The following is a 14,563-nucleotide window of genomic DNA, read 5'->3' as shown; positions in this document are numbered from 1 at the left end:
CAGGTCAGATAAGGGAACAAAATCAAATTCAGTCGGATCAAAGCTCGATTAATTAAATGGCATCTAGGTTGGAAAATCGACCCGATCAGGATTCTAGAAATTGGGGCATGTGGGAAGGCAGACTGGTGGAACAAAAGCAGCCCCTAATACTATAATTTCTAAAAGCAATGGAAATACCCCTGTTCCGACTTTTTTACTAATCTTTTCCCCAACTTTTGTTGGGCAAGGGGTTTATACCCTATTTAAAAAGAAATTGCCATTAAACGATGGTTTGGTTATATACAATTAAATCTAGGAGTAAATGATGAAATACTTCAAAAATGAATTATGGCTAGTCGGAGTTTTTTTCCTAACATATAATATTGGGGTTGGTCAATCCATAGAGACAACATTTTTTGACTCTCTGCTATTAAAATATGACATCCCAGGTTTATCCATTGCTTATATCGATAATGATAAATTAGAATATATTGGTAATCATGGTGTAACCTCCCAGGATACTAAGGACTCTATTAGAGCCAATACTGTATTTGGTGCAGCTTCTCTAAGTAAACCTGCTTTTGCTTATGCCGTCATGAAGCTGGTAGAACAAGAGAAAGTAGATTTAGATAAACCCTTATACCATTATCTTAAAAACGAAGAACTGGAGAAGGATGAAAGGTATAAGGAAATCACAACCCGAATGATTTTAAGTCACTCTAGTGGATTACCTAATTGGCGAAACGGAGAACTTAAACTGATGCATAAACCAGGATCTAAATTTCAATACTCAGGAGAAGGCTATATGTATTTAGCAAAGGTAATTGAGCATATCCAGCAAAAGCCTATAAACCAAGTAATGAAGGAATTGGTTTTCCAACCTTTAGATATGAAGCATTCAAGCTTCGTATGGGAGGATCGTTTTGAAATTAATTTTGCTTCACCTCACGATTATACTGGAACCCCTAAACCAAACTGGCGTCCAGAAAAGCCGGTAATTGCATCATCATTGCACACAACACCTACAGACTATGCAAAATTGATGATAGCAATACTTCAAAAAAAAGAACTTGAGACAAGAACATTTAACGAAATCATGAAGCCGCAAATAAAAATTAGTAATTCCTTATCATGGGGATTAGGATGGGGAATTAACAGTTCTTCAAAAGCAGAATATTTATGGCAATGGGGGGATAATGGTAATTTAAAGTCTTTCGCAATGTTTTATCCCGATGAAAATAGGGGAATGGTTTTTTTCATCAACAGTTATAAAGGGCTTCGAATTCTTCCAGAATTAGTTGAATACTTGTTCAAAGATACAATCCCCGAGTTTAGCATGCTGGAACGTAGTATGAGAATTCGTTCCGATGAAAAAATTATGCTATCAATATTGAAAAAAGGTTATAACAGTGGCATTAAAGAATTTCTTATTCCAAATAGTAATTTACTTGATACAACTATTGCAACTGAGCGTCAGTTAGCTTTTGTAGCCATGCAATTAAAATGGAGAAAAAAGTATTCTGAAGAAAAAAGACTATTGAAGGCGATTGCCGAAACCTTCCCAGCATCATTTAAAGCTCAAAAAGGTTACGCTGCACATTGCATACGACATGGTTACACTCATGAAGGAATTCAATACTATAAAAAGGCGCAATTACTAGAACCTCACAATACGGATATTTCAAATACATTACATCTTTTGACTTCAGAAGAGCTTAATGGAAATGTTACTTTTACTTTCAGCGACTATCTATGGGGGAGTTCTGTTTCAGTTATTGGATCGTTCAATAATTGGAGTTCATCAAGTACACCTCTACTGAAAAAAAATGGCGTTTGGACGACCACAATTAATTTAAAGCCTGGTACTTATTCATACCAATTCATGGTAGATGGTTACCCTATGTTAGATCCTAAAAATGATGAGGTAATTAATGAAAATGGTCAAATTAGTTCATTATTAAAAGTTGAGTAATCATAAACTGTGTACAAAACGGTGTTTAGTGCATAGCACCCTACGGTATGCTACGACACCATACATGGAACGTTGTGTTGCATTTAAAAATGAAACAAATATTTACAATTACAACCCTGATATTTGGACTTTTATCCTTTAAAAATGATAAAAGAATATGCAACTAATAGGTAGCTTCAAAATTATTGGAATTTCAATTGAGACAACAGACCAAAATGGACAATCACTCTTGGACCTAGAAAAGCTCTGGGGGAAATTTTGAGGAGAAAATATACAAAACCAAATCCCCAATAAACTTAATGACGACATTAATGCAGTTTATACTGACTATGAAAACGACCATTAAGGGAAATATACAGCAATAATTGGGACTCCTGTTAATTCTTTAGATGCTATTCCGGATAACTTTTTAGGAAGAGAAATTTTTATTGGGAAATATAAAAAGTATGTTTCAAAAGGTAAGATGCCGGAAGCGATAATAAAAACATGGGTGGAATTTGGCAATAAAGAGGTTTAAAAAGAGCATATTCTGCTGACATTACGATACACGGTAAAAAGTATTATGAGGGAGACAATGCAGAAGTGGAAACCTATATTTCAGTACAGGAATAAATATCTCCAAGCTTACACAGGGGGCAGTGTGTATTAGTGAACCTATAATATAATAGGTACATACACTTCATTCGATGTGTATCACCTTAGGCAGATAAGTGATAAAAGGACAAGAATAATATGAGCAAAGATTCCATAATAAAACAGCTTCAGCGAGCAACCTTACAATGTCAAGGGTTAAGTAAAACACACCCATTTGGATCAGGTAAAAAAGCAGTGCTAAGAGCGTTAGAACATCTTGGTTATGTCCAAATAGACACACTATCAGTTATTGAACGGGCAAATCATCATACCTTTTGGACAAGGATACCAGGTTATCAAAGTGAACATCTAAATCAGTTGATAGAAGAGCGTAAAGTATTTGAATATTGGTTTCACGCCGCCTCTTATTTACCAATGCGGGATTTTCGTTATGCCTTACCACAAATGTTACACTTCAAACGTGGGGAATCGCGCTATTTCAACAACGTTGATTCCAAAAGCATCCATTACGTATATGAAAGAATTCGTATTGATGGTCCGCAAAAAGCTCGAGATTTTAAATCTTCTAATGAAAAATCAGGAAAATGGTGGAACTGGAAACCAACAAAAGTAGCTCTTGAGAAACTCTTTATGCAGGGAGATTTAATGATTTGCGGACGTGATGGTATGGAGAAAATCTATGACCTAACTGAAAGAGTGTTGCCCAATACAATCAACACCGTTGAACCTAGCCCTTTGGAGTTCGCTGAACATTTAGTTGAAACACATCTTCGTGCTTACGGATTCACTACCGTTAAACAAATAACACATCTAAAAACTGGTAAAGCCCTCCGAAAAAACGTTGAACAAGCATTACAAACAATGCTTGAAAAACAAAAAGTTCAACAAATAAAGGTTGAGGGTATGCCTACAATTTTTGCCCTTAATACTTTACTTGAAAGCACTATCAAAAAGCTGACTTCCAATGTCCGACTTTTGTCTCCTTTCGATAATTCAATCATTCACCGTGATCGCATAAAGGAGCTTTTTAATTTTGACTTTCGACTCGAGTGTTATACTCCTAAAGAAAAAAGGCGGTATGGTTACTTTTGCTTACCTATTTTGTATGGTGATGAATTTATTGGTCGTGTTGATTGCAAAGCACATCGTAAAAAGGGTCAATTAGAACTTATCCATTTACACATTGAAAACAGACAGGAGGATATCGAAATATGGTTGGCGCCGTTAATAAAAACGATAAAGCGATTTGCTACTTTTAATGGCTGTCAATCAATCAAATTGACTAAAGTAAGTCCACTAGAGCTAACAAGCACTTTAAAGCAAGTTTTTGCAAAATAAATCCCCGATAAATGGTATAAAAAACTGTTGAAAAATGGTTTTAATGATTTTAAAAGGGAGTTTAGAATGAATCAAAAACGACACCCCAACAATGTATAAAAGCAATAGTGGCAAAAGTGTCAAAACGAAAAAAAATGAGTAAAATTAAGGTCGCGAGGTTCGATAATGGCGCATCGTTTACTGAGTTAAAGGGACAAAGGTGTACTGTATTAATAGCAATTGGTTTTAAACGAATCCAAAAACCATGTTTTGGAAAGCCACTACAACTATTGATCAAAAGGTAGAATTTAACTGTGAAAGGCTTTGAGGAAAGTACCTTTTCACTGATCAATATAAAACTTTCTAAACCACTTGTTGAACAGCTTTTAAATTGACTAAGCGTTATGAAATAATGGGTATTGAAGGACTAAGGGAATATGCCAAATTACTTGGTAATCCTCCAATTCAAACATGGGAAGAAGTACAACAGAAAAACATATTATAAAGGCAAAGCATCCTTGTTTGGGAGCACAGTAAATCTACAAACTATTGTTTAAGGATTGTAACATCGAAGATAAGTTACAGAAAATAGGAGAGGACAATCACCTATTGCCTTTTTTTGCTGCTTCTGAAATTTGATTTTACCTATTACTCATGCCTATTGGTATTGACAAAAGCAACTTATTTGAATTCAATAGTGAGGTTTTGATTAATCTATTTTTTCTTTTTGCGTTTCCTGGAATTTGCTAAAGGATTAAAATCTAGACATAGTTTTAGCCAATGTTCCAAATCCTGGTCTAGATCAAACCCATCTGGATCAATAAATACAAAACCTTTCATGGGTCTTCCGGTAAATTCCATCGGGTGGCAAGCCTGGTGTTCAAGTGCTTTCGTACTGGCTTGCTCACCAATTCTTGCCATCAACAAATCGGAGTTTTTCTTTTTGTCGAAATGAATTCCACAGCACATTTTATCATCCACCATAAAACACAAACCACCCATCATTTTCTTTTCGGAAAAGTTAACTTGTTGTTCTTGAAATTTCTGTCTAATTCTGTCTGCCAAAAATTCGTTATAGGCCATCGTTTTATTATTAAAGTTTTGAGAGAAATTTTGTCATTTATAAAGGATTATATAAATCCGAATTAATAACTTACTTAATTGCGGTCAAAGGCATTTGAAAAACTGCCTCTTGTATTTCTCATCTGTAGCCATTTGCCTGCTATTTTCTTTAAAAGCCTCTTGATCAGGCCTCCAAATTTCTATTTTTACTGTAAGTTTTGATTTGAGACAAACTAATTTAGACCAACAGTTATAGAATGTACAAATTAAGGGCAAAATAATGTAATCACTTCTTTCAGGATAGAGGTCTGTTTACTCAATATTTTTTTTAGTGGATGAAAGGTCCTTTTATAGCTTTTAAAAAGGGAGCTTTATAATTTTTTCCCAGAGGAATAGTGGCATCACCTATAAATACCTCATTGCCTATTACCTTTTCTATTTTTTGGAGATTGATAAGGTAGGAGCGATGAACTCTGAGAAAATTATAAGTTGCAAGCTGTTTTTCCCAATTGCTCAAGCTATCTAAAATTAGGAGATTTTTCTCATTTGTTACTATTTTTACATAATCTACTTCAGCTTTTAGGTATAGTAAATCATTGACATTTGTTCTATAAATGGTCTTATCCGCATACAAAAAGAGCTGATGTTCAACAGGATTTTTCTACACTACTAGTTGATTCCGGACTCTGCTAACCGCTTTGAAAAATCGCTCATAGGAATAAGGTTTTACCAAGTAATCTACTACGGCTTCTTCATAAGCCTCAATGGCATAATCAGGATAAGCAGTAGTGATGATTACTTTGGGTGGATATTCTAAAGTTTTTAAAAAAGATAGTCCGTTTAATTCTGGTAATTGGATATCTAGAAATAAAACATCGGTTTGTTGTAAGTGTTTCTGTGGAATATCTAACCCCGTTTCGTAAATGCCAACACATGACATGAAAGGGGTTTTTTCGATATAATTTTTCAGCACATCCTGGGCGGCTTTTTCATCCTCCAATACCAGACACTTGATCATAACTTTATATTAAGAAGTACCCTAAAATAATTATTTGTTTTATTAATGTCCAACTCATGGCAGTTAGGAAATAATAGCTCTAACCGTTTTCGTGTATTTTGTAATCCTATGCCATTTTCTTTCCAATTTGGGTCTATCTCCCTTAAGGCATTATCTTTAAAGGGGTTCTCACAACTAAAGGAAAAGAAATTTTTCTTAAGAGTGATGGTTAATTTAACCTGGTGATTTTTTCCCCTTAAAATACTGCTATATTTAAAAGCATTCTCTACTAACGAGATTAATAAAAGGGGAGGGATGTTTTGGGCATAATTATCGATATTCTCTGACCATTGCACTATTATTTTATTGGACAACCTTTCTTCTTGCAACTGTATATAATCTTTTAAATGTTGGATTTCTTTCTTTAAGGATACATGTTCTTTTTGCCCTTCGGTTAAAAAATATCTGAAACTATGCGAAAGTTTTAAAAGTAAATCCGGCGTTTTATCTTCCTTGTCCAATGCACTGGCATAAATTGTATTGAGGGTATTGAATAAGAAATGCGGATTAATCTGAGCTTTTAAAATTCGTAATTCCGCAACTTGTTTTTCACGAATAACAGCATCTATTTCCAGCTGTTTTTGATACAGTTGTTTTATGGAATACAAGCCAAAAAATGCTACACTTAGTGCGCTATACCTTACGATGGCTGATAGAAACATTCCCCATCGGGGATGAATATCTCCTGGGTGGAAAGAGCTGTCCAGATGAAAGTAAACTGTTTCGATGAAGATAAAAAGCAAAATAACCTTAGGGATAGCAAACTTTTTATTCTTTTGTGGGAAAAACCACCAGTACATGACATAAGTAGGAATCATATTAAATAGGAGAGCCAAAAGCTCATGTCCCAAATTCCAGGAATAGTCTCCCTCCCAACCAAAGTTTTTTATATAGGGGTAGAATAAGACCATCACCCAAAAAAACAGGTGTAGGGTTGGTTCAATTTTCCTAAATCTATGATACGTATTGTAATTCATCTATTGTGTAACTTCTTTACAAAGCCACTTAGTGGCCTACCCGGCTTTCTTCCGATTCCATGCCAGTTTTATGATTTTGTGATTTTAAATATTTGTTACCCCATTGATAGGTCAAATTTACACTTATTCTCCGGCTATCTCTACGGCCACTTCCATTATAAATTAAGTTATTAAATTCTGAATAGCCATCCCAACCACTTTGGTAGAAGAGATCGTGGATACTTATGCGACTATTAAGCCGACCGTCCAAAAATGAGCGTTGAAGACCAAAGCTCAAACTCCAACGGGGTTCTAATTTAAATAAACCTCCCCAAACCCCTGGACCGGAATAATAGCCAGAAACCTCCCCCTTGTATCCCCCAGGAAACTTAAGGGTGTGTTGTTGGGAAATTTTATAGGTAAAGGTTTGTAAGTTCACAATAGCCCCATGGCCATAATCCGCCTGATTGTCCAAATGAGATGCACTTAAGTTGAAATAGGCATCCCACCACTGATTAATCATGACTGGGGCATTAAAATTAAAACTGATTACACTTTGTTTAGCCAGATTTTCCCATGTACTAAAACTTGCCCGAGGATCTTCATCATAGGGTCCAACCAGACGAGTAATTTGGTCAGCGGTGTGGGTATAGGCAATGGTGAAATGATATCCTAAAGCATAAGTATATCTTAATTGAATCTTATTGGCAATTTCAGGACGTAAAAATGGATTCCCTTTTTCAAAAGCCAGTTCACTCAATTGATCATTAAATGGATTCAAGGAATTAAAATCAGGGCGATTGATTCGACGACCGTAATTCAAGGCAAGTAAGTTCTTAGAATTAATCTTCCAGTTCAATCCTACATTTGGAAACCAATTCAAATAATTTAAATTGACGGGTGGTTCTTCTAATTGAGTTAAAAAGGTCTGCAAATGACCCTTGGCATCTGTTTGTTCTGTTCTTAATCCGGCCGAAAGATCCCATTTTTCACCTAGGGACCTGCTATAATTTATATAACCTCCGAAGACATTTTCCCTATAGTCAAATAAATTTGATCGATGATTATTACGAATAATTGATCCATTTCTCTCATCAAAAAATGAATAGGTATAAGCAGTGTTCACCTGACTTATTTTAGCTCCTGCCCCAAAGGTACCCTTTCCTAAATTAGCTTCATAATCCACTTTGAAGGTATAGATGTCAATTTCTGAGGGCATTTCAATCCAGTTTATAGTCTCTGAAATGAGCTCATTTTCAGGGTTGTAATAGCGATTAGGCTGGAAGCGTTCCGATTCATTGTTATATTTCCCATAATCCAAGTCCAAAGTGAGCTTTCTTCCTTTTTGATTATCAAAGTTATAGTTTAGGTTATAAGTTTGTTGACTAGGTTTATTATTTGTTTTACCCTTTACAATTAAGGTGCTATCTAGTTGATCCGGCGTATTCTGATGGTAGATTTTAATCTGGCTTGGTAAATTCTGTTCCCCCATTACCTTCCTTCCACTAAATAATACGCCGATCCTATGATGAGCAGTTAAAAAGATATCGGTACCTAATCGGAAATTATAATTTTTCCAATTAGAATAAAAATTATTGGTTTCATGCAATTTAAAGTCATTTATATAGCTCTCATAGGTGCTTTCACTAAATCCGGCCCGTTTTCCAATGCCTAGTGTTGTAAAAGCATTTATCTTTTTATTGCGAAAATTACCACTACTATTTAAACTATAAGAAAGGTGTCGCCCCTGACTATAGGTGGAATTTATCATTCCGTTGGCACCATGGTGTTTATCCTTTTTTAGTCGAATGTCAATAATGCCAGCATTGCCTTCCGCTTCATAACGTGCTCCTGGATTGGTGATTATATCCAGGCGGTCAATTTGTTCGGAAGTTAGATTTTGAAGGTAATTACTAAGATCTTCCCTATTGAGAGGCAGACGTTTTCCATCTATATATACTAACACACCCGGGCTTCCCAGCACATAGATGTTATCATTATTATCTAGACTTACTCCAGGCGCTTGACGTAATAAGGTAATGGCATTGGAACCTGCACTATTAATTGTTCCTCCAACATTAAATACTGTTCTGTCGGACTTAATTTCAACCATTAGCCGAGATGCTGTTACCATGGCTTCTTGTAGTTCTAAAGCCGATGGCTGAAAGGAGAGTTTGCCCAAGTCAAGTTGTTCCTGATCTGTTAGTAGAGTAATATTTTTCCGCAAATCGTCATACCCAAGAAAAGAGGCTATCAAATTATAGGAACCTTTCGGTAAATTTCTAAATTGAAACAGACCAGATTCATTGCTAATCTCCACCTTTACCAAGGTGCTGTCCTTTGCCTGGTATAGAGCAATAGTGGCAAAGGGTACAGGTTTTTCATCCTCTTGCAATTGACCAAGAATTTGGGCTGACTGTGCCATTAGATTTATGGTACTTGCCAATAGCGATAGGAAAAAAATGGCTACTTTCATTTTTATAGGGTTATGTTTTACATCCTTGCATATTGGAAATGAATTTTACTAATCCATTTTATTAAGCTAAAAGTGGTGCAATTACCAGCCCTATTAAAATTTTTTCTGTAAACCCCTTTTTTTGCTCTGTAAAAGGAGTTGTTTGAGTTTTTGTCAAGTGGAAATCTTCCCTTTATTTAACCCACTATTGTGGTTTAGCACTTTACAGTAAGTAAGCCAGGCTTTCGTATTAAATGTCCCATTGATACTACACCATTCTGGTAATGGTGGGTATTCAGTTTAATCCTAATTAGTCTTTTTAGGTCTTTTTGAAATTTCCTAAATGATCGAATCTGGTTGGATTAAATCTTTTGTTTGGATCCGACAGGTCGGTGACAATTTTATAAGTAGATCTGCTCAATTAACTACCCATTCTTTTTCTTTAAAGGCCAATTATTAAGTTCAAGCTGGAATTCACTAATGGTGAAATTGAGTTGTTAGTTTTGGTCAGTAAACAAAAGGTTAATTTGTTGCTTCCTGATAGCTGAAATTATTCTTTTATGTTCCGAAAACCTTTGGTGATCCCCGAATTATTCTTTGCCAGGAAGGCTTCCAAAATTCTCTTTTCGCTTAAAAACAAAAGATTTCCAGAAGCTCTTTGGTAACAGTCTTTTTCGTCTCTTTGGAGGAGGCTTTCTTTAATAAAGCTGATGATTTAGGCTTGAGGCGTTTTGTATTTTATGCCTTCTTTGATGGCTTGTTGGTGGTAGGTTTGGTTGTTGGAAGTTGGGAGCCGGCCTTTGGAGAAGTGTTCATTGTGGTTGTTCTTCTGAGGGATTTTTTGTTTTAGGCAATTAGGTTAAATCAAAGGGAATTCAAGGGGATTCATCATTTTTTTCAACCACCATCAAGGGTCGCATCATGTCATAATCTTCGTGGGCAAGGATATGGCAGTGCCATACATATTTTCCCGGGAGGTCAAAACGGACAATTAGACGAATTAGCTGACCTGAAAAGACCAGGGCCGTATCCTTTCGTCCCTTTTCATTGGCTTGTGGCAGAATCGGTTTGTCTACAAATTTTTTAAAATTTAGAATGGCCCCTTTAAAAGTACGATCAGTGTACAGGAGTTTTTGGTCATGAAATGTTAAATCAACTTCGAAAACCTGACGGTCTAAGATTTGAAATTGTATCTGGTGGAGATGTACCGGGTGGGAAGAGATGGTGGTATTATATATTTCCCATATTTCAATGGTGTTTTTCTCTATAACCTCAGTAATAGAATCCTTAAAGAAAAGAGACCCATCTTTTAAAGTTCCTAACATTGCCAAAGTTCTTCCCAGATCATCTGCAAGTTTAAAAAGTACTAGTTTACGGGTTTTAACGGCCTGTTTTGGGTCGAGTAGTTCTAAAGTAGGACGCAATTTGGTGTTGGAATTAAAATTGATTTTCTCAGTCTTATCGGGGGAGTCAGCTTGCTCTGTTACATCAAAACGCATTACAAGTCCTGTTGATTTGGGATCGGCAATAGGAGCGAAGCCACCAAATCCATCGGTTATTCTTCTATTTTCATCTTTATTATAGATTAATTTGGTAGAGTTTTTGGGGTCTTTAGGGTCGACGAAACCTCTAAAGTGTAAATCTGGCCCAAGGTTTTTCAAAATAATTTTTTCGCCTTCATGTGTGGAAAAATCAATGATGATGTCTGCTCTTTCAGCTGGTACTAGGATAAGTTGTTTCAGTTTCAGGGGGTTATTCAAAAAGCCTCCGTCCGAACCAATTTGATATATGGGCATTTGATTTTCGAATTCCAGGATATAGGTTCTGGAAGTTGACCCATTTAATAAGCGAAACCTGTACATGGCAGGTTCGACCTCCATTTTTGGCCAGCACATATTATTGGCCATAATAAAGGTGCCAAAGAAGGCTGCAAAGTGGGTGGGGTCCGGCCAGTTCTCTTTGATCTCGGTGGTCATATAAGGGTTAAGGGGTTGCCCATGTCTTCCGGGATAGTAAAGCTCTCCTTTTTCGGTGAAGTTGGCATCATTGATAATGATTTCAGTGGTTTTACTTTCAGGGGGGATTATTTTTTCTTCCAGGAGTTTTTTTTCGTTTTCATCCGAAATTAAATAGAAACCATATAATCCTGCATACACATTTAAGCGAGTCATGCCAACGGTGTGGTCATGATACCATAGAGTAGTGGCTTCCTGGCTATTATCGTAGGAATAATCTTTTTTAATAAAAGTAGGTCCTACTTCTCTATAGTTTTGGGTGTACCAGGATTCAGGATAACCATCACTTTCTGCCTCGGTATGTCCCCCGTGTAAGTGTATGACAATAGGAAGGGAAGTGCTATCTTTCAATTTAGGGGTATGCAGGCTATAATCTACCGGAAGGAAATGAGGTTTAAAGGTGAGTTGATTACTCCATTTTATGTTGATGGGATGATCTTTCATAGTTAAGAAAGTGGGGCCCGGGGAATGGATGCTTCCATTGTATTCGAACCCCCACATTTTGGTTTTTAGTGAATCTCCATTCTTATTTCTCAGGCCCAGCCAAAACAGGCCCTCTTTGATTGGAATTTTGTAATGTGCTCCTCTCTGGGTTGAAATTCTTTGAGGAATGGGCAATGGGTTAACAAATTTTTCCTGGGTATGTGCATCTAGCAAGGTGATTTTTTCTTTAGTATTCTTTTCTTCGACTTCTTTATAGGGAGAGCAATTCAATAAAAAGCTCAAAAAGAAAATTAATAGGTAATTTGTTTGTGGAAGAAAATGGGACTGCACTATCGTATGAAAGAAAAAGCTTTATTGCCAAAGGTTTTTTGTGGAGCCTAAAAGTATTTTAGTTGTTAGAACAATTTTTGCTTTTTTCTGGTTCGGGATTGAACGTGTTGCCTTTTGCTTGGCTTAAGAGTTGATTAAACAGGAGGGTATGACCAAATTCTTTATATAATTTGTAGAAACTCTTAAGAAGAAAAAAGGAGATAGACAATAAAGGAAAGAAAAACCTTTCAAATCGCTAGAATTGAAAGGTTAAGGTAAAAAAGGGAAGGGGGGTTACTTCCCTATACAAAACTTAGAAAATATATTTGCCAAGAGATCATCATTAGTAATTTCCCCGGTGATTTCACCTAAATGATGTAGTGCATGCCGGATGTCCAAAGCCAAAAAGTCATTGGTTATGCCCATGGCCAGGCCGTTTAGTACATCTTGCAAGGAATCCCGGGTTTGTACCAGGCTTTCATAGTGCCGAACATTAGTAACGATGGTGTCTCCCCGTTTTACTTTGTCAAGATTTACCTGCTCTAACAGTTTGTTTTTTAATAATTCTATATTTTCTCCTTTTCCCGCCGAGATGTAAAGTACATCTTCCATTTTCCCTAGGGCTTCTTTCAGCTCTGGCTGGGCAATATCTGTTTTGTTCGCAATTTTTAAGAAAGGAACCCCAAGATTCTCCAATCGGTTAATTTCTCGGTTAATGTCCAAGATATTATCTTCTGCCAGATCGAAAAGGTAAAGAATCAATGAAGCTTCTTTCATTTTGGCATGAGTACGTTCTACCCCAATAGCCTCAACTGTATCAGAGGTTTCCCTAATTCCGGCCGTATCAATAAATCGGAAACTGACACCTTCAATGTTAATTTCATCTTCAATGATGTCACGAGTCGTTCCAGCAATATTGGAAACGATAGCCCTATCTTCGTTTAGAAGGGCATTAAGTAAGGTAGATTTTCCCGCATTGGGTTTTCCGGCTATTACTGTTGGTACCCCGTTTTTTATGACATTCCCTAGATCAAAACTTTTGATAAGGGCTTTAATGACATGTTGTAGTTTATTTATCAGTTTCTCTAAATCTTCTCTACTGGCAAATTCCACATCTTCCTCAACAAAATCCAATTCCAGTTCGATCATGGAGGCAAAATGGATCAGCTGTTCTCGCAGCTTTTTGATCTCATTTGAAAAACCACCCCGCATCTGATTAAGTGCTGCCTGGTGAGAAGCTTCCGAATCCGAATGGATGAGGTCTGCAACGGCTTCGGCTTGTGCCAGGTCGAATTGACCATTCATAAAGGCCCGTTTGGTAAATTCTCCAGCACGGGCTAATCGGGCTCCATTTTTGCACAGCAGCTGAATGATCTGCTTAATTATGAATTGTGAACCATGGCAGGAAATCTCTATAGAGTTCTCTTTTGTGAAAGATTTTGGAGCAATAAAAAGAGAAACCAACACTTCATCGATGATTTTATCCCCATCCCGAAGGGTGCCAAAGTGGATGGTGTGGCTTTCTTGTTGGGTTAGGTCTTTTCCCTTGAATACTTTATTGACAATATCTATGCAATCTTTTCCAGACAAACGAATGACGGCAATAGCTCCTACCCCTTGTGGAGTAGCCAAGGCCACAATTGTATCCTGATTATTAATGAGTAATTCTTCTTTCAATTTTATATAAGCTTATGAAAACGATAAGGTCATGATTTACAAATTCTTCTTTTTTCAGAATTGTACACAATCTAATTAGAAACGCAAAGGTAAGAAGCTTTGGTGTATTCTGCCACAAACCGTTAAGTTGTCTAAACTAGGTTATTAAGATTTTGGAACAAGAAGGTGTCTGATTCCTGGTAAGAAAAGGTTGTTTGAGTTTCAGGTTTGCCTTAATTGATTAATGTGGTTCAAAACAAAGAAATTTAATTTTCCAGGAATAAATCTTAAAATCCATAAATCCTAATTTTCTTTTGAATAGGAATCCGCATAATCTTGAAACTTCTCCAGTAAGTCAATAAAATCTTTGGGATTACGGTAGCCTGGTGCTGGGGAAACCATATCGAACTTTTCATTGATCAGCACAATCGTGGGATAAGCTCGTACGCCAAAAGCTTGGACAAGTTGAGCCTCTGTAAGGGTGACTCCATTGAAAATCACTTCTTTATTGCTTTTTGCGTTGAGTTTTACCGCATAATAATTTTCATTGACAAACTCGGCAACATTTGAATTTTTAAAAGTTTTTTTGTCCATGACAATGCACCAACCGCACCAATCTGCATAAGCATCAACAAAAATTTTTCTGGGTTCATTTTTCGTTCTTTCCTGTGCTTCCTCAATGCTTATCCATTGGATTCCCTGTTTTTTCTTTACCTCTTTTTTGCTGGACCGTTTATCTTTTTCTTT

The 14,563-nt window shown here is 36.5% G+C and carries 11 protein-coding genes; 3 read left to right on the top strand and 8 right to left on the bottom strand.

What is annotated here, in order from left to right; translation table 11 throughout:
• Nucleotides 1-301: 301 nt before the first annotated feature.
• Both E1171_RS19280 and E1171_RS19275 read left to right on the top strand, forming a co-directional pair.
• A complete protein-coding gene (locus tag E1171_RS19280; protein ID WP_155207694.1) occupies nt 302-1,951 on the top strand; it encodes a serine hydrolase in 1,650 nt (549 codons plus the stop codon).
• 732 nt (nt 1,952-2,683) lie between these two features.
• On the top strand, nt 2,684-3,883 hold the full coding sequence (locus E1171_RS19275) for a winged helix-turn-helix domain-containing protein (RefSeq protein ID WP_155207693.1): 1,200 nt from the start codon (nt 2,684-2,686) through the stop codon (nt 3,881-3,883).
• 693 nt (nt 3,884-4,576) lie between these two features.
• On the opposite strand, the gene E1171_RS19270 is transcribed toward E1171_RS19275, so the two are convergent.
• From E1171_RS19270 to E1171_RS19250, 5 genes are all read right to left on the bottom strand, one after another.
• Nucleotides 4,577-4,945, bottom strand: coding sequence for a TfoX/Sxy family protein (locus E1171_RS19270; protein WP_155207692.1), 369 nt, complete (start codon nt 4,943-4,945; stop codon nt 4,577-4,579).
• Between the two features lie 307 nt (nt 4,946-5,252).
• Entirely contained in the window at nt 5,253-5,558 is a 306-nt protein-coding gene (locus E1171_RS19265) for a LytR/AlgR family response regulator transcription factor (protein ID WP_155207691.1), read from the bottom strand.
• A 27-nt stretch (nt 5,559-5,585) separates the two neighbouring features.
• Nucleotides 5,586-5,942 carry a LytR/AlgR family response regulator transcription factor gene (locus E1171_RS19260; protein ID WP_155207690.1) on the bottom strand — a complete coding sequence of 119 codons (357 nt, stop codon included), beginning with the start codon at nt 5,940-5,942 and terminating at the stop codon, nt 5,586-5,588.
• A complete protein-coding gene (locus E1171_RS19255; protein ID WP_155207689.1) occupies nt 5,939-6,958 on the bottom strand; it encodes a sensor histidine kinase in 1,020 nt (339 codons plus the stop codon). Before E1171_RS19255 ends, E1171_RS19260 begins: the two co-directional genes overlap by 4 nt.
• Before the next feature lie 28 nt (nt 6,959-6,986).
• Entirely contained in the window at nt 6,987-9,413 is a 2,427-nt protein-coding gene (locus E1171_RS19250; protein ID WP_155207688.1) for a TonB-dependent receptor, read from the bottom strand.
• Nucleotides 9,414-10,050: 637 nt separating this feature from the next.
• On the opposite strand from E1171_RS19250, the gene E1171_RS19245 reads away from it, so the two are divergent.
• Complete coding sequence (locus E1171_RS19245; protein WP_155207687.1) at nt 10,051-10,242, top strand: hypothetical protein; 192 nt, start codon at nt 10,051-10,053, stop codon at nt 10,240-10,242.
• Nucleotides 10,243-10,267: 25 nt separating this feature from the next.
• On the opposite strand, the gene E1171_RS19240 is transcribed toward E1171_RS19245, so the two are convergent.
• The 3 genes from E1171_RS19240 to E1171_RS19230 all read right to left on the bottom strand — a co-directional run.
• A complete protein-coding gene (locus E1171_RS19240) occupies nt 10,268-12,133 on the bottom strand; it encodes a multicopper oxidase family protein (RefSeq protein ID WP_155207686.1) in 1,866 nt (621 codons plus the stop codon).
• 321 nt (nt 12,134-12,454) lie between these two features.
• The gene (mnmE, locus tag E1171_RS19235; protein WP_155207685.1) at nt 12,455-13,837 is read right to left on the bottom strand and encodes a tRNA uridine-5-carboxymethylaminomethyl(34) synthesis GTPase MnmE; all 1,383 of its coding nucleotides are present in this window, start codon (nt 13,835-13,837) and stop codon (nt 12,455-12,457) included.
• 282 nt (nt 13,838-14,119) lie between these two features.
• Nucleotides 14,120-14,563, bottom strand: a 444-nt coding sequence (locus tag E1171_RS19230; RefSeq protein ID WP_155207684.1) for a thioredoxin family protein, incomplete at its 5' end; no start/stop codon positions are given.

The sequence above is a fragment of the Xanthovirga aplysinae genome, from assembly GCF_009711365.1.
Taxonomy (GTDB): domain Bacteria; phylum Bacteroidota; class Bacteroidia; order Cytophagales; family Cyclobacteriaceae; genus Xanthovirga; species Xanthovirga aplysinae.
The sequence above is the reverse complement of the archived record's forward strand: the minus strand, read 5'-3'. Positions and strand labels throughout refer to the sequence as shown.